The organism is Micromonospora sp. NBC_01412 (genome assembly GCF_045040215.1).
Lineage (GTDB): Bacteria > Actinomycetota > Actinomycetes > Mycobacteriales > Micromonosporaceae > Micromonospora > Micromonospora rubida.
Genome location: NZ_CP109528.1, coordinates 6,061,856 through 6,087,142, shown reverse-complemented (window position 1 = coordinate 6,087,142; position 25,287 = coordinate 6,061,856). Strand labels below are relative to the sequence as shown.

The following is a 25,287-nucleotide window of genomic DNA, read 5'->3' as shown; positions in this document are numbered from 1 at the left end:
CAACCGGTGGGCGAGGTGGGTCGCTCCGGCTGTCGGGATCAAGATCCTGGCGCGACGCGTACCACCCCGGTCAGGGTGCCCTGGTAGTAGACCCGGTTGAGGGCGGTGCCGGCGGTCTGTAGCGGGTTGACCAGAGCCGCGCCGAGAAGTGCCTGGTCGGTGACCGTGCCGGTGTGGGCGTCCACGGCGGCGAAGTAGAACGGGTCGAGGTCCGTCCGGAGCGGGCCCTGCTGTGCGACCGTGTAGAGCTTCCCGTCTCCGGTGGAGAGCCGGGGAAGGGCCGCCGAGCGGGTGTCGGTCTCCCAGCGGACGTCACAGCCGGAGCGGTCGGCACGTACGTCGACCCGGGTCAGGCCGCCGGTGAACGGCGCGTCCTGCGGCACGCTCGGCCCGGCATCCGGCGGGAGCGCCGGGTAGTCGTAGCCATAGGTGTTGGTGAGGAAGACGCTGCGTCCCGCCGCCACCGGCGTGTTCTCGGTGCCGCCGGCCGGCTGGCGCGCGAACAGCGACTGGACGCAGACCACCTGCGGGCCCGCCGCTGCGCCGTCGGCGCGGACGACCACCAGGTTCATCCGGGGCACGGCGTTGTCGGTGATGGCGACGTACTCGGTGCCGGAGGTGGGGCCGAAGAAGACCGGGGTGGCGCCGCTGCCCCAGCTCAGCTGCCCCGGCTTGCGGCCGGGGCCCCGGTCGTAGGCGTACCGCCAGCGGGGTGTGGGCGTTCCGGCGGTGTCGGCGTCGAACAGGTACAGGGAGTGGTCGCTGGTGATCGCGACACGGCCCGGGACGGTCGAGATGCTGTTGGCGATCCGCTCGCCGGCCGGGAGACGGTAGGTGTGCGTCGCCCCGCTGTCCGGGTCGTGCACCCCGACGGTGCCGCCGCCGGTGACGAACCAGACCCGGCCGTCGTAGCCCGGCAGCACGCCGACCACCGCGTCGTCGGCCTGGATGGCGGCGGCGAGCGGGGTGCGCTCGACGATCCGCAGGCTCCAGATGCCGAACAGTCCCCGGGTGTGCGCGATCCGGAGCAGGTCACGGTTCCCGTCGATGATCACGACCTGGTCGTCGCTGTCCAGGTAGGCGTAGACGCCGCCGAGCAGGCTGCCCTTGGCGATGGCGATGGCGAGCCGGGCCAGGGAGTTGCCGGTGGCAGGGTCGAGCACGTGCAGGGCGGGAGCCTGGCCGTAGGGTAAGGGTCGATGCGACTCCTGTCGATCGCAGTGCCGGCCGCCCGGGCTGCCCGCGTGCACGATCGTCGGTTCGGGCCGTGCCCGCCGCCGGACGGGATCACCGCCGACACCCCGGCCCCGAGCCGAGGGCTGGGGCCGGGGTCGGAGCGGGCCGTCAGGCCGGGGTGGCGGTGGGGTGGCGGGTTGCCGTGAGGAAGTTCGTCAGCATGGTCAGGCCGTGCTGGGTGCGGACGCTCTCCGGATGGAACTGCACCGACTCCACCGGCAGCCGGCGGTGCCGCAGCGCCATCACGTACCTGTCGTCGGCGGCGTGCGCGGTGGCGACCAGGTCGGTGCCGTCGAGGCTGGCCCCGTCCACGATGAGCGAGTGGTACCGGGTGGCGGTCAGCGGCCGGGGCAGGTCGGCGAAGACGCCCCGGCCGTCGTGACGGATCTCGCTGGTCTTGCCGTGCATCAGGTGCCGGGCCCGCAGCACCCGGGCGCCGAAGGCCAGCCCGATCGCCTGGTGGCCGAGGCAGACGCCGAAGATGGGCAGCCGCCCGGCGTACGCCTCGACCAGCTCGACGTGGCCGCTCTCGGCCGGATGCCCCGGGCCGGGGCCGAGCAGCAGGGCGTCCGCGCCGGTGCCCGGCACGTCGGCGACGCCGATCGCGTCGGAGCGCACCACCTCGGCCTCCATGCCGGCGCTGAGCAGGTACTGGCGGATGATGTGCACGAAACTGTCGTACGCGTCGACGAGCAGGACCTTCACAGCAGCTCCTCTCCGGTGACCGCCCAGTAGCCGGCGCTCAGCTTGGCCAGGGTCTCCCGCCACTCCCGCTCGGGCCGGGAGTCGGCGACCACGCCGGCGGACGCCCGCGTGTGGTAGCTCTCCCCGTCGTGCAGCACGGTACGGATGCACAGGGCGAGGTTGACGTGCCCGCCGGTGCCGATCAGCCCGATCGCCCCCGCGTACAGGCCCCGGCGGCTCGCCTCCATCGACTCGATGATCTCCATGGCCCGGATCTTCGGCGCCCCGGTCATGGTGCCGGCCGGGAACACCGCAGCGAGCACGTCGTAGGTGTCCAGCTCCGGCGACACCTCGCCGGAGACGGTGGAGACCAGGTGCAGCACGTGCGAGTACCGCTCGACGACCAGGGTCTCCGGGACGTCCAGGGTGTCCGGCCGGCAGATCCGCCCGATGTCGTTGCGGCACAGGTCCACCAGCATGACGTGCTCGGCGATCTCCTTGGGGTCGGTGGACAGCCGCTCGCCGACCGCCCGGTCCCGCGCCGGATCGCCGACGCGCGGGGCGGTGCCGGCGATCGGCCGCATCGTGGCCGTACCGTCCTCGACCCGCACGAACAGCTCCGGGCTGGCCCCGATGACGGTCTGCCCGGCCAGCGGGGCCAGGTACATGTACGGCGACGGGTTGCGTCGGCGCAGCCGCTCGTACACCCGGACGGGGTCGGCGTCGCTGCGGATGGTCAGCTCGTGGCCGATCTGCACCTGGTAGATGTCGCCGGCCGCGATGTGCCCCAGGCAGCGGTCGACCGTCCGGTGGTAGTCGGCCTCGGCGACGTCGTCGTCGACCACGAACGGCGGCATCGGGACCTCGGCCGCCGACGGGTCACCGGCCCCCGCCGGCGCGGCGTCCCCGCTCCGCTCCGGCGCGGCGGCGTCGAGGAGGGCCACCAGGGCGTCCGCCGGGTCGTCGGGCCACAGCGGGGACCGGTGCAGCAGCAGCTCGGCCGTCCCCGTCACCAGGTCGAAGCGGACCAGCCCCCGGTGCAGCACGAGGCAGGCGTGCGGCAGCCGGGGCCCCCGCTCGATCAGGTACGGCAGCCGCTCGAAGTGCCGCGCAGCGTCGTACCCGAGGAAGGCCAGGAAGCCGAAGGAGAAGTCGCCGGGATCGCCCGGGGCGTCGAACAGCTCGTGGACGACGCGCAGCACCTCCTCCAGCCTGTCGACCCCGGCGGCCCGGCGGCGGGCGGCTTCGGCCAGGGCGGGCCGGCCGGTCACGGTGACCTCGCGGCCGGTCACCGAGACCGACAGCAGCTCGCCGAAGCCGACGTACGCGTGGCGGGTGTCCCCGGCCGGGCCGGCCGGGGACTCCAGCAGGTAGACCTGCTCGGCGCCGAACCTCCGGCGCAGCGCGAGATACGCGGCGAAGGGGTCGGCGACCCGGACCCGGTGGCGCTCGGTGGCGACCGGAACGACGGTGTCCGGTCGGGCTGGTGCGAGTGTCATCGCTGCTCCTTGCCTGGACCGTGTCGGAAAGCGGATCAGCTGCGCAGCGAGTGCGCGGCGGCGGCGGCCCGGGCGGCGGCGACGTCGTCGTCGGAGCCGTCCCGGTTGTCCCTGATCCGGGCGGCCTTCCAGCTCACGAACGCCCCGGTGTTGGTGATCGGGTCGAGTTCGGTGGTGACCACCACCCGGGCCGGCACGCCGAAGCGCTCGGCGAGCCGGGCGGACAGCCCGTCGCGGTCCCGGGAGCCGTCACCGTCGGCGAGCAGCTCGACGTAGACGGTGAGGGTGTCGCCGCCGTCGGGGGCGGTGTCGATGACCACCTGGTAGCCGAGGCAGCGGGACAGCCCGCCGAGCACGGCCGACTCGATCTGCGCGGGCCGGTACCGGCCGGTGCCGATGGCGACCCGGTCGGCGACCCGGCCCAGCACCTCCACCACGTCGCCCGGCCCACCGCAGCCGCAGCTGTTCGGGGCGACGGTGACGAGGTCGCCGGTGCGGTAGCGGATCAGCGGCTTGATGCCGTCGACCAGCATGGTCAGGCACAGCTCGCCGGTGCCGTACCGGCCGACGCTGGTCTCCGAGTCCGGGTCGAGCACCTCCACCAGGTAGTTCGGGCCGGAGATGTGCAGCCGGTCGAGGTGGCAGCCGGTGCCGATCGCCAGGGCCTCCTGCGACCCGTACAGGGCCGGGCGGACGTCCGCGCCCCAGATCGAACGCACGTTCTCCCCGAACGCCGGGGTGCAGATCTCCCCCAGCACGGTGAACAGCTTGACGGGCAGGTCGGTTGCCGGGTCGAGCCCGTTCTGCAGGGCGGCCTTGGCCAGGTTCAGGCAGAGCGCCGGCGCGGCCACGAGCACCTCGACGTCGAGCTCCCGGATCAGCCGCAGCGCCTTGCGGAAGCCCACCCGGGGCGACTCCGGCCAGATCTTGACGTGGCAGGCGCCGAGCCGCTGGGCGACGTCGCCGAAGGTGTCGCCGAAGGCGTACAGCTCCGACGGGCCCATCAGCCCGATCACCGGGCGGCGGCCGTCGAAGTAGTGGTCGAACATTCGCCGCCACGCCCACTCCACGTGCACGTTGCTGGACATGATGTCCTTCGCGTCCCGGGGGCAGGGCGTGGACGCCCCGGTGGTGCCGGTGGTCTCGTAGTAGATCAGCGCGTCGGCGGGGGTGCCGCTGAGCACGCCGTGCATCTCCCGACGCAGGTCGTCCTTCGTGGTGAAGGGCAGCCGGTCCAGGGTGTCCGGGGTGACCGTGTCGAGGTCGACCCCGGCGAGGTGCCGGGCGTAGAACGGCGACCGGGCCGTCACGTGCCGCAGCACCGCGCGCAGCCGGTTGCCGCGCCAGGTGTCCCAGTCCCTCCCGCTCAGCAGTCCGGCCTGGTACCGCTCGCTGACGAGCGGGTAGTCGCGCCAGAAGTCTTCTCCGGTGGTCGCGTTGGTCATGACTGTCCGCTCCCGGTGTGTGCTCGGATGGTTCGCCAAGGTCGCCGACGACGCTAGGTCCGCCCGGTTGGCCGTCGGTTACGCGCGAGGCCGACCGGCGCGTAACCGGCCGCCCGTACGGTGACCGACCGACCGGCCGCCGCCCGAGCGCCGGCCCGGGTCGGGGCCACCGTGCCCCGGGCGGGCCGACCGGGCGTGCCGGCCGCAACCGTCGGGCGAGGAGGAGTCATGAAGACGCTGATGGGCCGACTGGCCTCGATGTCGGAGGAGGACCGGGCCAGGGTGCTGGCCAAGGTGCGCAGTGCCGCCAGCGGCGCGGCCGGGGCCGAGGAGCCCCGGCTGGCCCCCGGGTCCTGTCCGGACGGGCGGGGGCCGGCGTCGTTCGTGCAGGAGCAGCTCTGGTTCGTCAGCCAGCTCGCCCAGGGCGTCCCGGCGTACAACGTGTCGTTCGCCTTCCACCTCACCGGGCCGGTCGACGCCGACGCGCTGGGCGCCGCGGTCCGCGACGTGGTCCGCCGGCACGACGTGCTGCGCAGCCGGCTGGTGCTCGCCGACGGCCGGTTGACCCAGGAGGTGACCGACGCCGACCCGGAGCTGCCGGTGCACGACCTGGGCGACACGCCCGACCCGGAACGGGCGGCCGAGGAACGGATCGCCGAGCTGTCCCGCACCGTGTTCGACCTGGCCGCCCGTCCGCCGCTGCGGCTGGAGCTGCTGCGGATCTCCCCCACCCGGCACGCGCTGGCGTGGATCGCCCACCACACCCTGGTCGACGGCTGGTCGTTCGGCGCCCTGCTCACCGAGCTGGCCGCCGCGTACCGGGCCCGGTGCGCGGGGCGGGATCCCGAGCTGCCCGAGGCGCGGTTGCAGTTCCGCGACGTCGCCCGCTGGCAGCGGGAACGGCTGGCCGGGCCGACGCTGGACCGGCTGCTGGAGAGCTGGCGGAAGCGGCTCGCCGGCCCGGTCCCGGCGGAGCTGCCGACCGACCGGCCCCGGGGGGCCACGCAGACCTTCCGCGGCGGGATGCTCCGCTTCGACTTCGGCCCCGCCGCCGCGCAGGGCGTGGCGGCCGTCGCCGACCGGGTGCGGGTCACCCCGTTCGCCGTGCTGCTGGGCGCGTACGCGCTGGTGGTGGCGGCGTACGCCGGGTCGGACGCGGCCGTGGTCGGCGCGCCGCTGGCCGGGCGGGGACGGCCGGAGCTGGACGGCGTGGTCGGGCCGTTCTCCAACACCCTGCCGCTGCGCGTGGACCTGACCGGCGACCCGCCCCTGGCCGAGGTGCTGACCCGGGCCAACGACGCGATGCTCGACGCGGTGTCCGGTCAGGACGTGCCGTTCAGCAAGCTCGCCGAGGCCGTCCGGGGCGACCGGGACGCCAGCCGCAACCCGCTGTTCGACGTGCTGTTCAACCTGGGCAACCTGCCGCCGGGCAGCGACCGGGCCGACCTCGGCGGGCAGACCCGGCTGGAGGTGCGCGGCTGTCCGAACGGGACGGTCCGGCTGGACCTGGAGCTGACCGCCGAGCACACCGCCGAGGCGCTGACCGGGCGGCTGGAGTACAACGCGGACCTGTTCGACGAGGCCACCGCCGCCGCCCTGCTCGACGATGTCCGGCTGGCGGTGGGGCAGCTCGCCGCCGACCCGGCGGCCCGGCGTTCGGCCCTCGACCTGCCCGGCGCGCACCGCCGGCGGGTGGCCGCCTCGGCCCGGGCGGCCGGCGGTGCGGCACCGCTGCGCCCGGCCCGCGGCGCGTCCCGACGCGCCCGGTCCTGGAGCCGCTGAGCCGTGCCCGGCGGCGCGGCCGACCCGGCCCCGATCCCGACGGTAATGCCGCCGGGGTCGCCGGCCGGGGCGGCCCGAGCGCAGGCGGGCGGGGGCAGGAGGCCCGAGCGGGGGCGTGGCGGGGCGGCGGCCCGGGCGGGCGGCTCAGCGGGCGTCGTCGGCGCGGACCGGCGAGTCGTCGGCGAGGGCCTCCCGGTCCTCGTCGGGCAGCCAACAGTCGGCCAGGTCGTGGGCGCGCCACCGCTCCAGCGCGCCATAGTCGTGCAGCAGGTCGACGAAATCGTGCAGGACGGGCCGGCGGTCGCTGCCGCGCCACAGCAGCGACCACGGGTACACCGGGCGGGGCTCGACCAGGGGCAGGGTGACCAGGTCGTCGGCCTTCGGGTTGGCCACGTCGGCGGCGGAGAGGAAGGCCCGCCCCAGGGCCCGGCCGCGGCGCAGCAGCTCGTCGGCGCCGACGTTGTCGACCTGCTCGAAGGTGAGCGGGATGCCGAACCGGTCGGCGAAGAGCTGGAGGTACGTCCCCCACTCCACGGCGCTGCCCGGGCTGGGCACCCAGACGCCGTGCTCGACCAGGTCGGTGGGGCGCACCGCCGAGCGCCCGGCCAGCGGGTGGCCGGCGTCCACGACGGCCACCAGGGGCTCCAGCCGGATCAGCCGGTGCGCCAGGCCCACAGGGGCCGAAAACCCGGCGACCCGGCCGAAGACGGCGTCGATCTCGGCCCGGCGCAGCGCCGGCAGCGCCAGGGAGAGCCCGCGGCGGGCGCTGATCTCCAGGCGCAGCCGGGGATTGCCGGCCAGCACCGCCGCGACGAGCCGGGCCGGGCCGAGCCGGTCGTGCAGCACGTCGACCCGCAACGGGGTGGCCGGGCGCCGCACCGCGGCCACCGCCGCGTCCCCGGCGGCCAGCAGGTCCCGGGCGGGGCCCAGGAACCGCCGGCCGGCCTCGGTGAGCGCGCTGGTGCGGGTGGACCGTTCGAACAGCGGCCGGTCGAGGATCTCCTCCAGCCGCTGAATCCGCTTCGACAGCGCCTGCTGGGACATTCCGAGCCGCTCGCCGGCCCGCCCGAAATGCAGTTCCTCGGCGGTGGTCACGAAGGCTCGTACCAGCGCGAGGTCGAGATCCATGAGGCCATCCTCAGGCGACAACCAATCGTTGTCAAACGCACCGGGCGGTTGTTGGACCCGGGGGCTGAAAAGTTGTCGACTGAACATGCCGACGCATGCCGTTGGGTAAATGTGAAGACCCTCGCCGTCGGTTCCGTGCCGGAGCCGCCGGAGTAAATGACCAAGGATGTGGAAGGAGGCGGCAGGAATGGCTGCCACGATGCCGCAACAGGACCCGCCGAAGGCCGATCCGAGACGCTGGAAAGCGTTGTCGCTGCTCGCACTCGTCCAGTTCATCATTTTCCTGGACGCCACCATCGTCAATGTCGCACTCCCCTCGATCCAGCGCGATCTCGGCTTTTCCGAGGCCACGCTGACCTGGGTGGTGAACGCCTACCTGATCACCGCCGGCGGCCTGCTGCTGCTCGGCGGCCGGATCGCCGACATGGTCGGCCGCCGGAAGGTGTTCTGCATCGGCGCCGGCCTCTTCGCGGTGGCCTCCGCGACCGCCGGCCTGGCGCAGAACAGTGAGGTGCTGCTGGCCGGCCGGTCGTTGCAGGGCGTCGCCGAGGCGCTGTCCGCGCCGGCCGCGATGTCCATGGTGGCCCTGCTCTTCAAGGACCCGAAGGAGCGGGCCAAGGCGTTCGGCATCTGGGGTGGCCTGGCCGGGCTGGGCTCCGCCGCCGGCGTGCTGCTGTCCGGGGTGCTGACCGACCTGGCGAGCTGGCGGTGGGTGTTCCTGGTGAACATCCCGCTCGCCGTGATCCCGATGCTGCTCATGCCGAAGCTGGCCGACGAGAGCAGGGCTCCGGCGCAGGGCCGGCGGCGGCCGGACTGGCTGGGCGCGGTGCTCGTCACCGGCGGTCTGATCGCGATCCTCAACGCCGTGCTGAACGCCGCCCGGCACAGCTGGGACTCCGCGGCGGTGCTCACCCCGCTGCTGGCGGGCGTGGTCGCCCTGGCCCTGTTCGTGGTCGTGGAGTCGCGGACGGCCCAGCCGCTGGTGCCGCTGGGCTTCTTCGCCAACCGGGTGCGGGCCACCGCGAACGTCGCCACCGTCTTCGTGGCCAGCAGCTCGGCCGCGGTGTTCTTCCTGATCGTGCTCTACACCCAGAACATCCTGGGCTACTCGCCGCTGCGCAGCGGGCTGGCCTGGCTGCCGTTCTGCGTGGCGTTCATGCCCGGCCTGTTCCTCTCCACCAAGATGATCATGAAGGCGGGTCCCCGGGCAACCCTCGCCACCGGCCTGGCCGTCTCGGCGGTCGGGGTGGCCCTGTTCACCCGGATCGGGGTCGACAGCTCGTACCTGACCGACCTGCTGCCGGCCATGGTGGTGACCGCGCTGGGCTTCGGCATGACCAACCCGGCCATGCAGAACGCCGCCCTACACGAGGTCTCCGAGGCCGACGCCGGGCTGGGTTCCGGCATCGTCACCACGGTGTTGCAGATGGGCAGCGCCCTGGGGCTGACCGTCTTCGTCTCCCTGGCACTCAGCCACCAGCGGGGGCAGCAGGCCACCGGGGTGGCCGAGGACCTGGCCGTCGTCCGGGGCTACGACCACGCGTTCCTGATCGCCGCCGGGGCGCTGGCGGTGGGCGCGGTCGCCGCGCTGCTGATCCTGCGCGGCGTGCGGCCGGCCGCCCCGCAACAGGTCGACCCGGCCGCGGCCGGGGACGACGGTGCGGAGCAGGAGCACACCGACGGCCTCGCCGACGCCGACCACAGGCGGCGTCCGGTGAGGCAGGGCACGCGGGACTGACCCGCGGCCCGACGCGGTGGCCGGGACGGAGCGATCCGTCCCGGCCACCGTCGTGTCCGGGTCAGGGACCCCCGTCGGGAGCACGGAACGCGCAGAACTCACGGACGCACGGGGGCGCGGGGGTCACGGGGCGCGCAGGATGAACGCGACCGCCTCCCGGGCGGAGGAGGTGCTCCGCGCCGGCGACCCGACCAAATGGTCGAGGACCCGGGCCCAGGCCGGCACCACCAGCAGGTGACCGGCGTCCGGGACGACCTCCAGGCGCGCGTCGGGCAGCGCGTCGCGCCACCACCGACCGTGCTCCGGCCCGGCGAGGCCGTCGTCGGCGCCGTACAGCAGCAGGGTGGCCGCGCGTACCTGGTCGGGGGTGAAGCCCCAGGGGCGCAGCACGTACCCGGCGATGTCGTCGACCATCCCCCGCGCGCCCTGCGCGAACGCCTCGGCCAGCATGTCGCCGACCCGACGGGCGGCGCCGGGGGCGTCCAGCGCGGCCTGGTCGGCCGGGCCCGCCCCGAGCAGCATCCGGTACGCCTGCGGGTCCCACGGGTCGGCCGGGACCATGCCGGCCAGCCCGGCGTCGAGCTGGGCGCGGACCTGGTCGACCGGCTGGCCGCGCAGCGCCGCCATCATGTCCCGCTGCCCCGGGTCGACCCAGGGGACCTCCTCGTCGGGGGCGGGGGTGGCCAGCACCGCGAGCCGGCTCACCAGCTCCGGCCGGCGGGCGGCCAACGCGAGGGCGACCCGGCCTCCGCCCGACCAGCCCACCACGGGCACCGGGCCGAGGCCCCGCTGGTCGAGCACCTCGGCGAGGTCGTCGGCGGCGGCCGGCACGTCCGCCCAGCCGGTGGCCGGGTCGGAGCCGCCGTAGCCGGGCCGGTCGACGGCGAGCAGGGTGACCCCGGCGGCGCGGGTGGCGGCCGGGTCCGGGTCGAAGGCCCCGGCGCCCGGGGCGGAGTGGCAGAACACCACCACCCGGTTGCCGGGCGCCCCGAGCCGGTGCACCACCGCCCCGCGACCGCCCCTGAGCGTGATGATCTCCCCGGTGCTGGACATGCGGCCGAGTCTGGCAGCGACCGTTCGACCCCGAGCCGCAACGGCGGTCGGTCACCCGATCGGGTGACCGACCGCCGTTGCCGCGAGAGACCGACCGGCCACCGGGCGTCCGGTGGCCGGTCGGCGGTGCGGAGCGGTCGGCGGTGAGGAGCGGCGGCCGGCGTCGATCGACGGGGCCAGGAAGACCCGCCACGGCCGGGGACGCCGGCCGGCGGAGGCGTCAGCCGCGGGCCGATCCGACCAGGGCGGGGGCGGGCGACGGGGCCTCCGGGGCGGACGCCCCAAGCTCCTCCGGCAGCTCGCCGTCGGGGCGGGCCCGGCGGACCGCCCGCACGCCGGCCACGCCGGCCAGCAGCGCGGTCACGGTCAACAGGCCCAGGTACCAGCCGAGCCGGTCGTGCCCGGCCAGCCAGGTCGCGAGGGCCGGGGTGAGCCCGCCGGCCAGCGAGCTGGCCACCGCGTGCGGCAGGCCGATGCCGCTGGCCCGCAGGTGGGTGGGGAACATCGACGCCATGATCTTCGGCAGCACCGAGGTCAGGCAGGACATGAAGAACAGCCCCGTGGACAGGCAGAGCACCAGCCGGCCGGGGCCGCCGGACATCCCGTTCAGGACGAACGGGCCGGCCACCGCGAAGCCGAGCACGCTGACCACGAGCATGGGCAGCACCCCCACCCGGTCGGCGAGCAGGCCCAGCGGGATCAGCACCACGATGGACAGCGCGATGGAGGCGGTCACCGCGGCGTAGACGGCGTCAGCCGGCAGCCCGAACCGGCTCTGGGCCAGGGCCGGCGCGACGGTGGTCCAGGTGGTGGTCTGCACGGTCACCCCGACCACGAACAGCGCGGCGACGACGACGGCACCCCGGTGGTCGTGCCAGAGCCGGCGCAGGCTGGGCCGGGGGCCGCTGCGCCGGGCCCGGACGAACGCCTCGCTCTCACCGAGCTGGCGGCGCAGCACCAGCAGCACCGCCGACAGCGCCGCCCCCGCCAGGAACGGCACCCGCCACGCCCAGTCGGCCATGGCCTGCGATCCGACGGTCGCGCTGAGCGCCATGCCGAGCGCGGACGCGGCGAGGCCCCCGGCGGCCGAGCTGACCGCGAAGATGCTGCCGAACAGGCAGCGCCGGTTGCGCGGGGCCAGCTCCATCAGGTACGACACCGCGGCCGGCCACTCGCCCCCGGCCGACAGGCCCTGCGCGGCCCGGGCCAGGAACAGCAGCACCGGGGCGGCCATCCCGATGGACACGTACGTGGGCAGCAGCCCGATGACCAGGCTGCCGCCGCCCATCAGGCTGATCGACAGCAGCAGCGCGAGCCGGCGTCCCCGCCGGTCGGCCAGCGAGCCCATCAGGATGCCGCCGAGGGGGCGGAAGAGCATCCCCGTCGCGTACGCCACGAAGACCGCGAGCAGCGCGGTGAGCGGGTCGGCGGACGGGAAGAAGTGCTGGGCGAGCAGCGGGGCGTACAGGCCGAAGATCAGCCAGTCGAAGTATTCGATGAAGTTACCGGCGACGGTGGTGGCGACGGTGCGCGCCCGCCGGCGCGGTGTGGTGGCGGTGGGAACCGCGTGGGTGGTCATGTTCGTACCTCCGGTTGGGGTCGACTCAGTGCCGCCGCGACAGCGGGTCGCCGCGGCACGGGGTCCACGGGTCGCAGCGCCGAGGCATAGTGGGTCAGCTCGGCGTCGAGGGCTCGGGCGATCGAGCCGACCCGCCGGAACACGTGCCCCTCACCGGGGAAGCGCAGGTAGGTGTGGGGCGCCCGGGCCTCGGTCAGCGCGGCGACGAAACGTTCGGCCGGTGCCAGCGGACAGACGGGGTCCTCCTCTCCCTGGAGCAGCAGCAGCGGCCCGGCGAGCCGGGCGGCGCGGCGGGTGGGCGACCGGTCGGCGTACCCGGCCCGGGCCGCCGGCAGCGGCCCGATCAGGCCGTGCAGGTAGTGCGACTCCAGGTCGTGGGTCTCCCCCTCGGCCCAGGCCACCGGGTCCAGCACCGGGAAGTACGCGACCCCGCAGCGGAACGTGTCGACGCTGGTCAGCGCCGCGCAGGTGGTCCAGCCACCGGCCGAGCCGCCGCGCAGGGCGAGCCGGTCGGCGTCGACGGTCCCCTCGTCGGCCAGGGCCCGGGCGACGGCCGCGCAGTCGGCGACGTCGACGATCCCCCAGCCGCCGCGCAGCCGGTCCCGCCAGGCCCGGCCGAAGCCGGTGGAGCCGCCGTAGTCGACCAGCGCCACCGCGTACCCCCGGCTGGTGAACAGCAGCGTCTCGGGGTCGAGGGCGTCGGTGACCCGACCGGTCGGGCCGCCGTGGGCGACGACCAGCAGCGGCGGCGGAGGTCCCGCCCCGGCCGCGACGGTGGGGTTGCGGGGCCGGTAGACCACGGCGTGCACCTCCGCGCCGGGTACGGGGAAGCGGCGGTGCTCGGGCACCGGCAGCCACCCGGGGCCGGGGGTGCGGTAGCGGTCCCCGGTCAGCGCGTCGGCCCGGCCGGTGGCGGTGTCCACCCGCACCAGGGCGGGCTGCCGGTCGGGCGACGCGGCCATCCCGGTCACCGTCGTGCCGGCGGCGCTGACCGGCCCCCACACCGTGTACGGCAGGTCCAGCTCGTCGAGGGTGCCCCGGGCCGGGTCGAGCAGGGCGAGCCGGGTGCCGTGCCGGGGCGGTCCGGCGCCGCGCCCCGGGGCCTGACCGGGACGCTGGCCGCCGTACCAGCCGGTGACGGCCAGCGCGATCCGGCCGTCGGCCAGCGGCGCGGCCCAGGTCTGCCCCGGCCGCCAGAGTGCCCCGCCGATCTCCCGCTCGCCGCGCCACAGCGGCCGGCGGGCGCCGTCCAGGCCGATCGCGTACGGGTTCCACCAGCCCTCCGGGTCGGTGAGGGCCAGCAGGGTGCCCGCGTCGAGCCACTCGGCCTGGCAGACCGCCTCGGTGTCGCCGCCGGCCAGCACCCGGTGCTCGGAGAGCCGGCCGTCGACGACGGGGGCGACGCGCAGCCGGGCGGCGTCCCACGGCATGTCCGGGTGGTCCCAGCCGAGCCAGGCGGCGTGCCGGCCGTCCGGGGCGACCCGCAGGCCGGCGAGGAACCGGTGCCCGCCGCCGCCCAGCACCCGGGGTTCGGTGTCGCCGTCGCCGTCCAGTGGCACCGCGACGAGGTCGCGCAGCACGTCGGTGGTGCGGGGGCCGGTGCGCCGCTCCCGCACACACCACACCTCCCCGTCGACGAGGGTGCCCTCGGCGTACCGGTGCCGGCTGTCCCGCGGCGGGGTGAGCGGGCGGGGCGGCGGGGCGTCCGGGCCGACGGTCACCAGGTACAGCCGCTGGTCGGCGTCGCGGGACACGACGGCCGCGTCGGCGGAGACGACGGTGAACGGCCGGCCGCCGTACTCCTGGACCCGGCTGCGCACGCTCCACCCGGCGGGGACGGCGTCGACGGCGCCGCAGGCGGCGGTCCACCGGCACAGCACGGCCCGGCCACCCTCGTCGGGGCGCAGGTCGGTGAACCAGACGGCGTCACCGTGGGCGACCACCCACTGCTCCAGCAGCCAGCGGGGCTCCCCACCGGCCACCGCCGCGTCCTCGGGACGGAACGGCGACGGCCACGGCCCGTGACCGGGCGACTGGCCGACATCACCGCCACGCGACGGGCCGACATCACGCTCACGTGGTGGGCCGACGTCACGGCCAGACGGCGGGCCGACGTCACGGCCAGACGGCGGGCCGACGTCACGGCCGGGCGGCGGCGCGGTCATCGCGTCGCCCCGGCGAGCCGGGCGGCGACCAGCCGGACCGGGGCGAGCCCGGTGGCGGCCGGGTCGATCACCGGCCTTCCGTCGGCGCCGGCCCCGACGGCGATCCCCCGGCGGCGGATCGCCTCGGCGGCCTCGGCGGGCGAGTCGACGGCGAGGGCCACGGCGCAAAGGCCGGGGCCGAGCCGGTCGAGGTGGGCGGCGACCGGGTCGCCGGGCCCGGCGGGGGCGAGCAGCCGCAGCGTCCGCCCGTCGGGCAGCGTCCATTCGGCGGATCGCTCGCCGCGCCGGGGCGGGCCGCCGAACAGAACGCCGTACTCGGCTGCGGCGGCGTCGATGTCGGTGACGGCGATGTCCACGCCGGCCAGGCCGTGGACGCCGCCGCGGCGCAGCTCGGCCGGGTCGGGGGCCGCCTCGGGCCACGGGTCGAGGTACTCGATGAGCGACGGCAGCCGGCCGGTGCGGAACTCCTCGCCGTGCGCGCCGACCCGCCACCGGCGACGCCGGCCGTCGGGGCGCACCGACTCGCCGCCGATCGGCGGGCTGACCGGGATGCCCCGCCCGGCCAGGGCGGCGCAGGTCGACGGCAGATCCTCGGCGGCGAGGACGGCGGACACCCAACCGCCGCCGGCATCGATCACGTCGGTCATCCGGCGGCTCGCCGGCCGGCCGGCCGCCTCGGCGCGGTCGACGACGGTGATCAGTTCGAGGTAGCTGTCGGCGAACCGCAGGACGGCATTGGTCGTACCCCAGCCGGGGTGCCGGCTGCCGGGGCGCGACGGGCGGTCGAAGCAGGCGGTGAACGCGGCCCGGGCCGCGTCCAGGTCGGGTACGGCGAGCATGACGTGGTCGACACCGGTGATGGGCATGGGGACGCTCCAGGCGGGTCCGCCCGGCCGGCGGGCCGGGGAGGGTCGGGTGCGGGTCGGGGCGGGCGGGCCGGTCGGCGCGCCCGCCCCGCGCGGGTCATTCCAGGAACTCGGCGAGGTCGTCGGCCTCGCCCAGCTCGGCGAGCAGCCGCGCCGCGGCGGCCACCCGCTCGCCCTGCTCCGGGTCGTCGAGCAGGACGGCGGCCACCTCGGCCACGGTCGGACCGGTGAACACGGCCCGCAGGGGCAGTTCGCCGCCGGTCAGCTCGCGGACCCGGGAGACCAGCTGGGTGGCGATGACCGAGTTGCCGCCGAGCTGGAAGAAGTGGTCGTGCCGGCCGACCCGGTCGACGCCGAGCAGCTCGGCCCACACCTCGGCGAGGAGCTGCTCCAGCGGCGCCTCGGGGGCGACGAAGTCCCGTTCGTCGTCGCGGCCGACGGTCGCCTCGGTCAGCGCCCTGCGGTCCACCTTGCCATTGCCGGTCAGCGGCAGCCGGTCCAGCACCGTCAGGGCGCCCGGCACCATGTACCGGGGCAGCCGCGCGCCGACGTGGGCCAGCACGTCCGCCGGGTCCGGCGTCGCGCCGGGCGTCGGGGTCACGTACGCGACCAGCCGCAGCGTCTGCGGGGTGGCCCCGGTGGCCACGGCCACCGCCCGGTCCACCGCCGGGTGGTCGGCCAGGGCCGCCTCGACCTCGCCCAGCTCGATCCGGTGGCCCTGGATCTTCACCTGGAAGTCGGTGCGGCCGAGGATCTCGATGGTCCCGTCGGGCAGGTACCGGCCGAGGTCACCGGAGGCGTACATCCGCTCCCCCGTCTCCGGGTTGCGGACGAACTGGGCGTCGGTGCGCTCCGGGTCGCGCCAGTAGCCGCGGGCCAGGCCGACGCCGCTCTCGATGTGGATCTCCCCCGGCACCCACACGGGACGGTGCTCGCGGCGGGCGTCGAGCACGTGGTAGCGCTGGTTGCCCATGGGCCGCCCGTACGGGATGCTCGGCCAGGCCGGGTCGACCTCGCCGATCGGGTTGATCACCGACCAGACGCAGCTCTCGGTGGGCCCGCCGGAGCCGATCACCCGGATGCCCGGGGCGACGGCCCGCAGCCGGTCCGGCAGGGTCAGCGGGATCCAGTCCCCGGCCAGCACGGTCAGCGCCAGCGGGGCGAGGGTCTCCCCGGTGCCCTCGACGTGGCTGACCAGGATCTCCAGCAGCGCCGGCACCGAGTTCCAGAAGGTGACCCCGTGCCGGCGGACCAGCTCCGCCCACTGCTGCGGGTCGGGGTTCGGCGTCGGCGTCGGCACGACGACCGTCCCGCCGGCAGCGATGATGCCGAACACGTCGTACACGGACAGGTCGAAGTACAGCCCGGAGACGGCCAGGCAGCGGTCGTCGGGGCCGACGCCGAAGCGGCGGTTGACGTCGCAGATGGTGTTCGCGGCGCCCCGGTGGTCGACCATCACCCCCTTCGGCCGGCCCGTGGAGCCGGAGGTGTAGATGACGTAGGCCAGGTCGGTGACCGCCTGGACCGGCTCCAGCGGGCCCGGGTCGACGTCGTCGAAGTCGGCGTCGACGCGCAGCCGGCGCACCCCGTCGGGCCACTCGATCCCGGGGTCGACGCCCGCCTGGGTGAGCACGGTGGTCACCTCGCCGTCGCGCAGCAGGTGGTGCAGCCGCTCGGCGGGCACCTGTGGGTCGATCGGCAGGTACGCCGCCCCGGACGCGAGCACGCCGTGCGCGGCGACGATCTGCTCCCAGCCCTTCTCCATCACCACGGCGACGAGCTGGTCGGGCCGGGCCCCGTCGGCGCGCAACCGCCGGCCGACCTGGTTGACCCGCCGGTCCAACTCCCGGTACGTGAGCACGGTGTCCCCGCAGATCACCGCTGGGGCGTCGGGACGCGCCGCGGCGTGCGCGGCGACCGGGGTCTGCAGCAGCAGCTCCGGTACCGGCGCGTCGGTGCGGTTGACCTCCCGCCGGACCTCGAGCTGATGCTCGGGCACCAGGGCGAACCGAACACTTCGCCAGCTCTCCGGCTCGGCGACCAGCCGGTCCAGCAGCTGGCAGTACGCGTCGAACATGTCCGGGAGCATCCCCTCGGGGAACATCTCGTCGATGGTGTCCCAGCTGAAGTGCAGCGCCCCGGCCACCTCGGAGACCTGGAAGTCCAGGGTCACCTGCGGGGTCTGGGTGCTGGTGTGGCTGGCCTCGCCGAGGGCCGTGGTGAAGTGCCGGGGCGGCTGCCCGAGCAGGCTGGTCACCACGACCGGGAACGCGGCGCGCACCTCGCCCCGCTGCCGCCGGGCCAGCTCCCGCATCACCCGCACCCCGCCGAAGTAGCGGTGCTCCAGGTCCTCGAAGAGCTGCTGCTGGATGGAGCGGGCCCGCTCGGCGAACGTGCCGTCGACCTTCTCCACCGCCAGCAGCGAGGTGGTGGTGAAGTCGCCGATCAGCTTGTCGACGTCGGGGTGCAGCGGCAGCCGGTTGAACAGCGGGAAGTTGATGGTGAACCGGTCGGTGCCGCTCCACGCCCGCAGCACCTCGGCGAAGGCGGCCACCACCACGCCCGACGGGGTGGCCCCGGCGGCGTGCGCCCGTTCCTTCAACGCCGTCCACGCGGCCGGGTCGAGCCGGTGCTCGCGGCGGGTGAACCGCACGTCGGTGACGTCGGCCGCGCCGGCGGCGCGGGGCAGCTCCGGGGCCGGCGGCAGGCCGTTGTCGATCCGGTCCAGCCAGTACCGCTTCGACCGCTGGTACACCTCGGACCGCTCCAGCGCCACGTCGGCGGCGAGCACGTAGTCACGGAACGACAGCCGCGGCGCGGGCAGCTCGGCCGCCGGGTCCTCGTAGTAGGTGATCAGGTCGGGCACGAGGATCTGGAAGTAGCTCCAGGCGTCGATGATGAGCAGGTCCAGGCTGAGGTGGATCAGCCCGCGGCCGTCGGGCAGCAGGGTGAGCCGGACGTCCCACAGCGGGAACGTGTCGGCCGGGGCGACGTGGTGGGACAGGTGGTCGCGCAGCTCCGCCACCGCCCGGTCGGCCTCCGCCGGCGTACGGTCGCGCAGGTCCAGCACCGGGATCTCGTGCTGCGGCGGGTCGGCGAGCACCCGCTGGGTGCCGTCGGGGCGGATCACCGCGCGGAGCATGTCGTGCCGGTCCAGCACCCGCGCCCAGGCGGCCCGGAACCGGTCCACGTCGAGGTCGCCGCTGCGCCACTCCCAGTACCCGTGGCAGCCGACGCTGCCCAGCTCGACCGCGTCGCTGCGGCCGATCCAGTACGCCTGTTGGGTGTCGGTGAGCGGGAACGGCTCGTACCGGTCCTCGGGGTGGTGGGCGATCGGTGGCAGGTCGCCGAACGGGTCCTCGTCGACCTGCGCGGCCTCGATCAGCGCCGCCACCCGGGCCACCGAGGCGACCTGGTCGGGGGCCAGCTCGATCTCGTACCGGCTGGCGGCCAGGGCGAGTACCGCCTGCCGGAGCCGCTCCGGAACGCCCGGGCCGGTCAGGTCGTCCTCGACGCCGATCCGCTCCACCCCGAGGACCTCCGCGCACAGGTCGGCGAGGTCACGTTCGAGGGGGGTACGCGGGGCGACGTACGGGGCGTCGCTGACCGGGGCGGGCGGGGCGGGCAGGGCAGCCCGGTCCAGCTTGCCGTTGGGCAGGCACGGCAGCCCGGCGAGTCGCACGATGGCGCCCGGCAGCAGGTGCGACGGGAGCCGGTTGGCCAGCGCCTCGCGCAGCGCCCGGCTGGAGAACGCGGCCTCGTCGGCGGGGACGACGTACGCGACGAGCTTCGGTCGCCCGTCCCGGCCGGGGCGGGCCAGCACGGCAGCCTCGCGGACCGTGCCGTCGGCGGTCAACGCGGCCTCCACCTCGGTGAGCACCACCCGGCGCCCGCCGACGCGGACCACGCTGTCGGCCCGGCCGAGGATCTCCACGGTGCCGTCGGGCCGGTACCGGGCCAGGTCGCCGGTGCGGTAGAGCACCGGACCCGGCTCCTCGGGCAGCGGGTTGCGCACGAACGCCTCGGCGTCGCACTCGGGGCGGGCGAGGTAGCCGGCGGCGAGGCCGGCGCCGGCCACGTACAGCTCGCCGGCCACGCCGACGGGCACCGGCTCGCGGTGCCGGTCGAGCACGTACACCCGCATGTTGGCGACGGGCCGGCCGACGCTGGGCAGCCGGGCCGCGCGCTCGTCCTCAGGCACGGCACGCGAGGTGCAGCGCACCCCGGAACCCCGGTCGTAGCAGCTCGTCGCCGCGCCGATCTCGGTGGCGCCGTAGCAGGCGACGACCTCGAACGGCAGGGCCGGGTTCGGCCAGTGACGCATCGGCTCGCCGATCGCGACCAGCACCCGCAGCGCGGACCGGTCCGGCCAGAACAGCCCGGCGAGGCGCTCGGCCAGCCGGTTGAGCACCAGGGCGTGGGTGACGCCGCGGGCGACCAGCCAGTCCCGCAGCCGGGTCGGGCTGGCCGTGGTCCGGGAGTCGGCGATGGTGATCTCCGCACCGCAGGCGAGGAAGGGCATCCACTCCAGCAGGCCGATGCCGAAGCCGGGTGCGGAGACCCACCCGGCCCGGTCGGCCGGGCCCACCCCGTACGCCCGGCACGTCCAGTTGGCCAGGTTGACCAGGGTGCGGTGGCGCTGGCGGACCGCCTTCGGCTCGCCGGTGGAGCCGGAGGTGTAGGCGATCTGGCAGATCTCGTCGGGTTCTGGGGCCGGCGCGTCGGGCGGGCCGGCCTCCCGGGCGTCGATCTCGGCGGCGTCGCGGTCCAGGCACACGGCCCGACGGGCCACCTGGCCGGGCAGGTCGTCGAGGAACCCGTCGAGGGTGACCACGAGGTCCGGGCGGGTCTCGGCGAGCATCAGCTCGATCCGGCTGCCGGGCTGCCCGGGGTCGAGCAGCACCACCGTGCCGGCGGCGCGGTGCACGGCCAGGGTGGCGACCACGGCGGCGGCGCTGCGTTGCAGGTAGAGCCCGACCCGACCGCCGTCGGGCAGGCCGGTGGCGCGCAGGTGCCGGGCGAGGCGGTTCGCCGCCTCGTCGAGCTGGGCGAAGCTGAGCCGGCAGCCCCGGTCGCGCACGGCCGGCGCGGCGGGGCGGCGGGCCGCCAGGTCGGCGACCCGGGCCGCCCAGGGCCGCTCGTCGGTGAAGTCGACGCCGGTGTCGTTCCAGTCCAGCAGCATGCGACGGCGTTCCTCGGCCCGCAGCAGGGCGGCCCGGGAGACCGGCAGGTCGGGGACGGCCACCAGGGAGCCGAGCAGGGTGGCCAGTTGGTCGGCGAGCCGGCCGGCGGTGGCGGCGGCGAACAGGGTGGCGTCGTAGTGCAGGCTGGCCGCGCCGTCCGCGCCGAGCACCAGGGTCAGGTCCGCGCCGGGCCAGACCTGGCCCTCCTCGCCCGGGGCGACGGCGTGGAAGCCGACCGCGAACGGGGCCGCGGCGCCCGGCACGTCGTCGGGCCGGATCAGCCGGCCCACCTCGGCCAGCGGCAGCGGCGACAGCCGGTTGGCGTTGGCCTCGGCCGCCTCGACCTGCCGGATCAGGTTCCGGTAGCTCGCGCCGACCGGGACGCGGACCCGGCGGGCCACCGCCTGTCCCTCGCCGGCCGGCACCCCGACCACCAGGTCGGCGTCGGCGCCGTACCGGACCAGCAGGGCGACCAGGGCCGCGAGCCAGCCGACCGGCGGCGTGACGTCCAGATCGGTCAGCGCGGCGAGGGTACGTGGGGAGGCCGGCACCGGTACGCGGGCGGGGGCGTACTCCCGCTCGGGTGGCCGCAGCCGGTCCAGCGGCAGCTCGACCGCGGCGGTGCCGCCGGCCAGGTGCTGTCGCCATTCCTCCCGGGCCGACCCGGCCGCCGTACCGGGCCGCTCGATCCCGGGTCGTCCGGGAGACGTGTTGCCGATGGGCAGCGAAGTCGTCACCGTAACTCCTCTCTCGCCTCGCCGGCCGGGCCGGAAGGCGTGGGTGCACGCACCGGTGCGAATGACCCGGCCACGGTAGGGAGGCGCAGTTAGGCCCCGGTTACGCCCGCCGCCGGCCCTTGGAAGTGCCCGCCGGCGCCGGGGGTGCCCGCCGGCCTTCGGGGACGCCCGTCGGCGCCGGGCGGCGTAACCGGCGGCGTCAGGCGACGGGCGGCGTAACCGGCGGCGGACCGGTCGCGGGCAGCCTGTCGCCTGCGCGGGCGCCCCGCCCGCGCGTCGACGCGAAGGAGAGGCCGATGGCTGACGGGATCCGACACGTACACCTGCCCGGCGCGGGCGTACGGCTGCACGCGGTGCGCTGGCCCGGCCCGGACGACCGACCGCCCCTGGTGGTGCTGCACGGCATCTGGGAGTCGTGGCGCACGTTCGCCGACTCCGCCCACCGATGGTCCGCCGACCGCGCCGTGTACTGCGTGGACCTGCGGGGGCACGGCGGCAGCGACCGCCCGCCGACCGGGTACCGGTTCGTCGACTACGCGGCCGACGTACGGGCGGCGGTGGGCACGCTCGGCGCGGAGGTGGACCTGCTGGGGCACTCGCTCGGCGCGGCGGTGGCGCTGCACGTGGCGGCCGGGGCGGTGACGCCGGCCCGGGTCCGGCGGCTGGTGGTCGTGGAACCGCCGGTGCTGCTGCCCGACGACTGGCCGCCGGTGCGCGCCGACATGGCCCGGTCCTGGCGGCTGGCCCGCCGGCCGCTGGACGAGATCGTCGCCGCGCTGCCGGCCACCGACACCCGGACCTCGGCCTGGCGGCGGATGATCGCCGAGGCCCTGGCGGGCACCGCCGACGGGGTCTTCCGGGCGATGGTCGACGGCGAGCAGGGCGAGGTCGACTGGGCCGGCCTGCTGCGCCGGGTCGCCGCCCCCACCCTCGCCATCGCGGGCGACCCGGACGTCCCCGGCGCGCTGCTCACGGGAGACCGGATGACGGCATTCGGCGCCGGCCTGCCGCAGGCGCGAGTGGCGGTGATACCAGGCGCCGGCCACCACGTCGAACTGGACCGCCCAGCCTGCTTCCACACCCTAACCAAGGAATTCCTAACCTGACCCCCTCCCTCCTCCTCCCCCCGGATATGCCCCGGTGATCAAGAGGTTTGCGTCAGCCGGCAGACGGATCCTGACGCAAACCTCTTGATCACCGGGGGCGAGGGCGGGGGTGGGGGTGGGGGTGGGGGTGGGGGCTGGGGTGGGGGTGGGGGTGGGGTGGGGGTGGGGGTGGGGGTGGGGGGTGGGTGGGTTACTGGGGAGGGTGGATGTCTTTTAGTAGGGGGGTGAGGATGTTGGGGGTGGACCAGGGGAAGAAGTGGTCGCCGGGGAAGAGCCGGTGTCGGGTCGGGCCCGTGGTGTGCTGGGCCCAGTCGGCGACGGCGTCGGGTGGCACTCCGGCGTCGGCGTCGCCGGCCCAGCTGGCGATGGCGCAGTCCAGGGGCGGGCCGGGGCGGTACCGGTACGTCTCGGCGGCGGTGATGTCGGCGCGCAGCGTCGGCAGGCACAGCTCGCGCAGCTCCGGGTGCTCCAGGGCCGCCGACGGTGCCCCGCCGAGCCCTTGCACGGCGGCGATGAAGTCGTCGTCGCCGAGGGTGTGCATCCGTCGCCGGGGCGGGTGGTGGGCGGCGGCGCGGCCGGAGAGCACCAGCGCGGCCGGCTCCCGGTCGCCGTGCTCGCGCAGGGCGCGGGCCAGCTCGTACGCGAGCAGCGCCCCGAGGCTGTGCCCGAAGAACGCCACCGGGGCGGGCGGGCCGGCGAGCTGCGGGGCGAGCGCCGATCGCAGCTCGTCGACGAGGCCGTGCAGGTCGGTGCGGGCTGCCTCGTCGAGGCGGTGCTCCCGCCCCGGCAGGCAGACCGTCCACACCTCGATCTCCTCGGGCAGCCGGGCCGCCCACGGCTGGTACGCGGCCAGCCCGCCCCCGGCGTACGGAAAGCAGTAGAGCCGGACCGCGGCGGTGGGGCGGCGCCGCCCGCACGACACCCAGCCCCGATCCGCCGCGATGGTCCTCACGCCTGCCCCACGGTGGCGTACCGGCGGGCGAACCACCGGTCGTCGCGCTCGTTGGCGTACTCGGTGGCGAGCGCGTCCCGGCCGGTCAGCTCGCGGTGCTCGGCGAGCAGCCGGGCCATCGCGACCATCCGGTGCAGCATCCGGTCGAGCATCTCCACGCCCTCGGTGTCGGCGAGCGCCTCGCCGCGGTGGTTGCCGTAGAGAATGGCCGGGAAGCCGCTGCCCACCATGATCATCCGGTTGAGCAGCACGTTGGCGACGAGCTGGTTGTAGACCTCGGTGTGGCTGTAGCGGCGGCCGATCACCACCACCCCGCCGACCTTGTTGGTCAGCGGTCGCTGGAACCGCAGGTAGCCGACCCCGGCCCGCTCGATGAACGCCTGCATGGTGGTGGCCGGGCCGAAGCCGTGCACGGGCGCGGCCCAGATGATCCCGTCGGCCAGCGCCATCCGGTCGACCACCGCGGGAACGTCGTCGCCGGTGACGGCGCACGGCTCGCAACGGGAGTTGCAGTCCCCGCACGGGCCGCAGCCGCTCAGCTTCAGCTCGCCGAGGTTGATCACCTCCAGGTCGACTCCGTGCCCGGCCAGGAGCTCGGCGGCGTGCGCCAGCACCTCCCGGGTGTTGCCGTCGGGGCGCTCCGAGCCGTTGACGGCCACGAACCTCATCCGCTTCTGCACTTCGACTCTCCTCCTTCGGTCGTGGGCGGCGGTGGCGGGCCGACCGGGCGGCCGGCCCGCCACCGGTGGCCGCTCAGCGGGTGGCGACGGTCAGCTCCCGCTCGGGGGCCGGGACGGGGTAGCCGGGAATGGGGTGGGCGGCGCAGAGCCGGGCCACCCGCTCCCGGGCCAGCTCCCGTACGGCCGCCGGCAGGTGGTACTCCCGGTCGGAGTACGGCTCGACGGCCAACAGCACCAGGTCGATCAGCTCGGCGCAGGCGACCGCCGCGTCGGCGTCCATGCCCCGGGCGGCGATGCTGTTGGTGCCCAGCCGCAGCCCGGCGGTGACCAGGGCCGGGGTGGTGTCCCGGGGCACCCGGTTCTTGTTGACCACGATGTGGCACTCCTCCAGCGCCAGCTCGGCCACCAGGCCGGTCATCCGGCGGGCGGACAGGTCGATCAGGACGATGTGGTTGTCGGTGCCCCCGGAGACCACCTCGTAGCCGAGGTCGGCCAGCGCCGCCGCCATCGCCCGGGCGTTCGTGACGATCCGCTGGGCGGTGACCCGGAACTCCGGGCCGGTGGCGATGTCCAGGGCCCGCGCCTTCGCCGCGATGGCGTTGAGCACCGGGGCCCCCTGGAAGTAGGGGAACACCGTGCGCTGGACGAACTGGGCGAGGGTGCCCTTGCCCCGTGGGGCGGGGGCGTCGGCGTCCCGGCCGGCGAGGATCAGGCCGCCGCGCGGGCCGTAGAGCTGCTTGTGGGTGCAGGTGGTGGTCAGGTGGGCGTGGTCGATCGGGTTGGGGTGCAGCCCGGCGATGACCAGACCGGCGGTGTGCGAGATGTCCGCCAGCAGGTACGCCCCGACCCGGTCGGCGATCCGGCGGAACCGGGCGAAGTCGATCTGCCGGGGGTACGCGGTCGCACCGCACACGATCACCTTCGGCCGGTGCTCCTCGGCGAGGCGTTCCACCTCGGCGTAGTCGATCAGCCCGGCGTCGTCGAGTCCGTACCCGACGGCCCGGAAGTACCGGCCGGCGTACGCGGCCGGGCTGCCGTGGGTGAGGTGGCCGCCCTTGTCCAGGGCCATGCCGAGCATGGTGTCGCCGGGTTCCAGGAGGCTGGACAACACCGCGTAGTTGGCGGTGGTCGCCGAGTGCGGCTGCACGTTGGCGTACCGGGCGCCGAACGCCAGCCGGGCCCGGTCGACGGCGAGCTGCTCGATGCCGTCGACGACCTCGCAGCCGGCGTGGTAGCGGCGGCCCGGGTAGCCCTCGGCGGTGACGTTGACGGCGGCGGACGACTGGCTGGCCAGCACCGACGGGTCGACGGGCGAGCAGGACGCGACGAGGGACAGGGTGCCGGCCTGGCGCAGCTGCTCGTGCACCAGCACCTCGTGCAGCCGGGGGTCGGTGGTGGCGAGCTGGTGCAGCCCGGCGTCGAGCAGCTCGCCCATCGGGTCGACGGTGGACATC

The 25,287-nt window shown here is 75.5% G+C and carries 16 protein-coding genes; 3 read left to right on the top strand and 13 right to left on the bottom strand.

Annotated elements, in window-relative coordinates:
- Positions 1–38: 38 nt before the first annotated feature.
- The 4 genes from OG617_RS26725 to OG617_RS26710 form a co-directional block, all read right to left on the bottom strand.
- Positions 39–1,163: a hypothetical protein gene (locus tag OG617_RS26725; RefSeq protein WP_405095698.1), complete on the bottom strand. Its 1,125-nt coding sequence runs from the start codon at positions 1,161–1,163 to the stop codon at positions 39–41.
- 181 nt (positions 1,164–1,344) lie between these two features.
- Entirely contained in the window at positions 1,345–1,941 is a 597-nt protein-coding gene (locus tag OG617_RS26720) for an anthranilate synthase component II (protein ID WP_405095697.1), read from the bottom strand.
- A complete protein-coding gene (locus OG617_RS26715) occupies positions 1,938–3,419 on the bottom strand; it encodes an anthranilate synthase component I family protein (protein WP_405095696.1) in 1,482 nt (493 codons plus the stop codon). Before OG617_RS26715 ends, OG617_RS26720 begins: the two co-directional genes overlap by 4 nt.
- Before the next feature lie 35 nt (positions 3,420–3,454).
- Positions 3,455–4,864, bottom strand: coding sequence for a phenylacetate--CoA ligase family protein (locus OG617_RS26710; protein WP_405095695.1), 1,410 nt, complete (start codon positions 4,862–4,864; stop codon positions 3,455–3,457).
- A 228-nt stretch (positions 4,865–5,092) separates the two neighbouring features.
- Between OG617_RS26710 and OG617_RS26705 the strand changes: the two genes are divergently transcribed.
- The gene (locus OG617_RS26705) at positions 5,093–6,646 is read left to right on the top strand and encodes a condensation domain-containing protein (protein WP_405095694.1); all 1,554 of its coding nucleotides are present in this window, start codon (positions 5,093–5,095) and stop codon (positions 6,644–6,646) included.
- A gap of 144 nt (positions 6,647–6,790) precedes the next feature.
- On the opposite strand, the gene OG617_RS26700 is transcribed toward OG617_RS26705, so the two are convergent.
- The gene (locus OG617_RS26700; protein WP_405095693.1) at positions 6,791–7,774 is read right to left on the bottom strand and encodes a LysR family transcriptional regulator; all 984 of its coding nucleotides are present in this window, start codon (positions 7,772–7,774) and stop codon (positions 6,791–6,793) included.
- 187 nt (positions 7,775–7,961) lie between these two features.
- On the opposite strand from OG617_RS26700, the gene OG617_RS26695 reads away from it, so the two are divergent.
- Positions 7,962–9,512 (top strand): MFS transporter, encoded by a 1,551-nt coding sequence (locus tag OG617_RS26695; protein WP_405095692.1) that lies wholly within the window; start codon positions 7,962–7,964, stop codon positions 9,510–9,512.
- 123 nt (positions 9,513–9,635) lie between these two features.
- Here OG617_RS26695 and OG617_RS26690 read toward each other — a convergent pair whose 3' ends face one another.
- From OG617_RS26690 to OG617_RS26670, 5 genes are all read right to left on the bottom strand, one after another.
- Entirely contained in the window at positions 9,636–10,565 is a 930-nt protein-coding gene (locus OG617_RS26690) for an alpha/beta fold hydrolase (RefSeq protein ID WP_405095691.1), read from the bottom strand.
- Between the two features lie 220 nt (positions 10,566–10,785).
- Positions 10,786–12,144 carry an MFS transporter gene (locus tag OG617_RS26685; protein ID WP_405095690.1) on the bottom strand — a complete coding sequence of 453 codons (1,359 nt, stop codon included), beginning with the start codon at positions 12,142–12,144 and terminating at the stop codon, positions 10,786–10,788.
- Positions 12,141–14,126, bottom strand: a complete 1,986-nt coding sequence (locus OG617_RS26680; RefSeq protein WP_405095689.1) for an alpha/beta hydrolase family protein — start codon at positions 14,124–14,126, stop codon at positions 12,141–12,143. The genes OG617_RS26685 and OG617_RS26680 overlap by 4 nt, the downstream gene beginning before the upstream one ends.
- A gap of 179 nt (positions 14,127–14,305) precedes the next feature.
- Complete coding sequence (locus OG617_RS26675) at positions 14,306–15,175, bottom strand: VOC family protein (RefSeq protein ID WP_405095688.1); 870 nt, start codon at positions 15,173–15,175, stop codon at positions 14,306–14,308.
- 97 nt (positions 15,176–15,272) lie between these two features.
- Complete coding sequence (locus tag OG617_RS26670) at positions 15,273–21,095, bottom strand: amino acid adenylation domain-containing protein (protein ID WP_405095687.1); 5,823 nt, start codon at positions 21,093–21,095, stop codon at positions 15,273–15,275.
- Between the two features lie 296 nt (positions 21,096–21,391).
- Between OG617_RS26670 and OG617_RS26665 the strand changes: the two genes are divergently transcribed.
- Complete coding sequence (locus tag OG617_RS26665) at positions 21,392–22,201, top strand: alpha/beta fold hydrolase (protein WP_405095686.1); 810 nt, start codon at positions 21,392–21,394, stop codon at positions 22,199–22,201.
- Between the two features lie 190 nt (positions 22,202–22,391).
- Here the strand turns inward: OG617_RS26665 and OG617_RS26660 are convergent, their stop codons facing one another.
- The 3 genes from OG617_RS26660 to glyA all read right to left on the bottom strand — a co-directional run bounded on the left by OG617_RS26660 (position 22,392) and on the right by glyA (position 25,286).
- On the bottom strand, positions 22,392–23,153 hold the full coding sequence (locus OG617_RS26660; protein WP_405095685.1) for a thioesterase II family protein: 762 nt from the start codon (positions 23,151–23,153) through the stop codon (positions 22,392–22,394).
- Complete coding sequence (locus tag OG617_RS26655; protein ID WP_405095684.1) at positions 23,150–23,833, bottom strand: flavodoxin family protein; 684 nt, start codon at positions 23,831–23,833, stop codon at positions 23,150–23,152. Before OG617_RS26655 ends, OG617_RS26660 begins: the two co-directional genes overlap by 4 nt.
- Positions 23,834–23,906: 73 nt before the next feature.
- Positions 23,907–25,286, bottom strand: a complete 1,380-nt coding sequence (gene glyA / locus OG617_RS26650; RefSeq protein ID WP_405095683.1) for a serine hydroxymethyltransferase — start codon at positions 25,284–25,286, stop codon at positions 23,907–23,909.
- Position 25,287: the final 1 nt, after the last annotated feature.

What these genes read in the sequence shown, in the direction of transcription:
- OG617_RS26715 (WP_405095696.1), bottom strand. Translation starts at nt 3,419, where the DNA reads ATGACACTCGCACCAGCCCGACCGGACACCGTCGTTCCGGTCGCCACC.
- OG617_RS26710 (WP_405095695.1), bottom strand. Translation starts at nt 4,864, where the DNA reads ATGACCAACGCGACCACCGGAGAAGACTTCTGGCGCGACTACCCGCTC.
- OG617_RS26705 (WP_405095694.1), top strand. Translation starts at nt 5,093, where the DNA reads ATGAAGACGCTGATGGGCCGACTGGCCTCGATGTCGGAGGAGGACCGG.
- OG617_RS26700 (WP_405095693.1), bottom strand. Translation starts at nt 7,774, where the DNA reads ATGGATCTCGACCTCGCGCTGGTACGAGCCTTCGTGACCACCGCCGAG.
- OG617_RS26695 (WP_405095692.1), top strand. Translation starts at nt 7,962, where the DNA reads ATGGCTGCCACGATGCCGCAACAGGACCCGCCGAAGGCCGATCCGAGA.
- OG617_RS26690 (WP_405095691.1), bottom strand. Translation starts at nt 10,565, where the DNA reads ATGTCCAGCACCGGGGAGATCATCACGCTCAGGGGCGGTCGCGGGGCG.
- OG617_RS26685 (WP_405095690.1), bottom strand. Translation starts at nt 12,144, where the DNA reads ATGACCACCCACGCGGTTCCCACCGCCACCACACCGCGCCGGCGGGCG.
- OG617_RS26675 (WP_405095688.1), bottom strand. Translation starts at nt 15,175, where the DNA reads ATGCCCATCACCGGTGTCGACCACGTCATGCTCGCCGTACCCGACCTG.
- OG617_RS26665 (WP_405095686.1), top strand. Translation starts at nt 21,392, where the DNA reads ATGGCTGACGGGATCCGACACGTACACCTGCCCGGCGCGGGCGTACGG.
- glyA (WP_405095683.1), bottom strand. Translation starts at nt 25,286, where the DNA reads ATGTCCACCGTCGACCCGATGGGCGAGCTGCTCGACGCCGGGCTGCAC.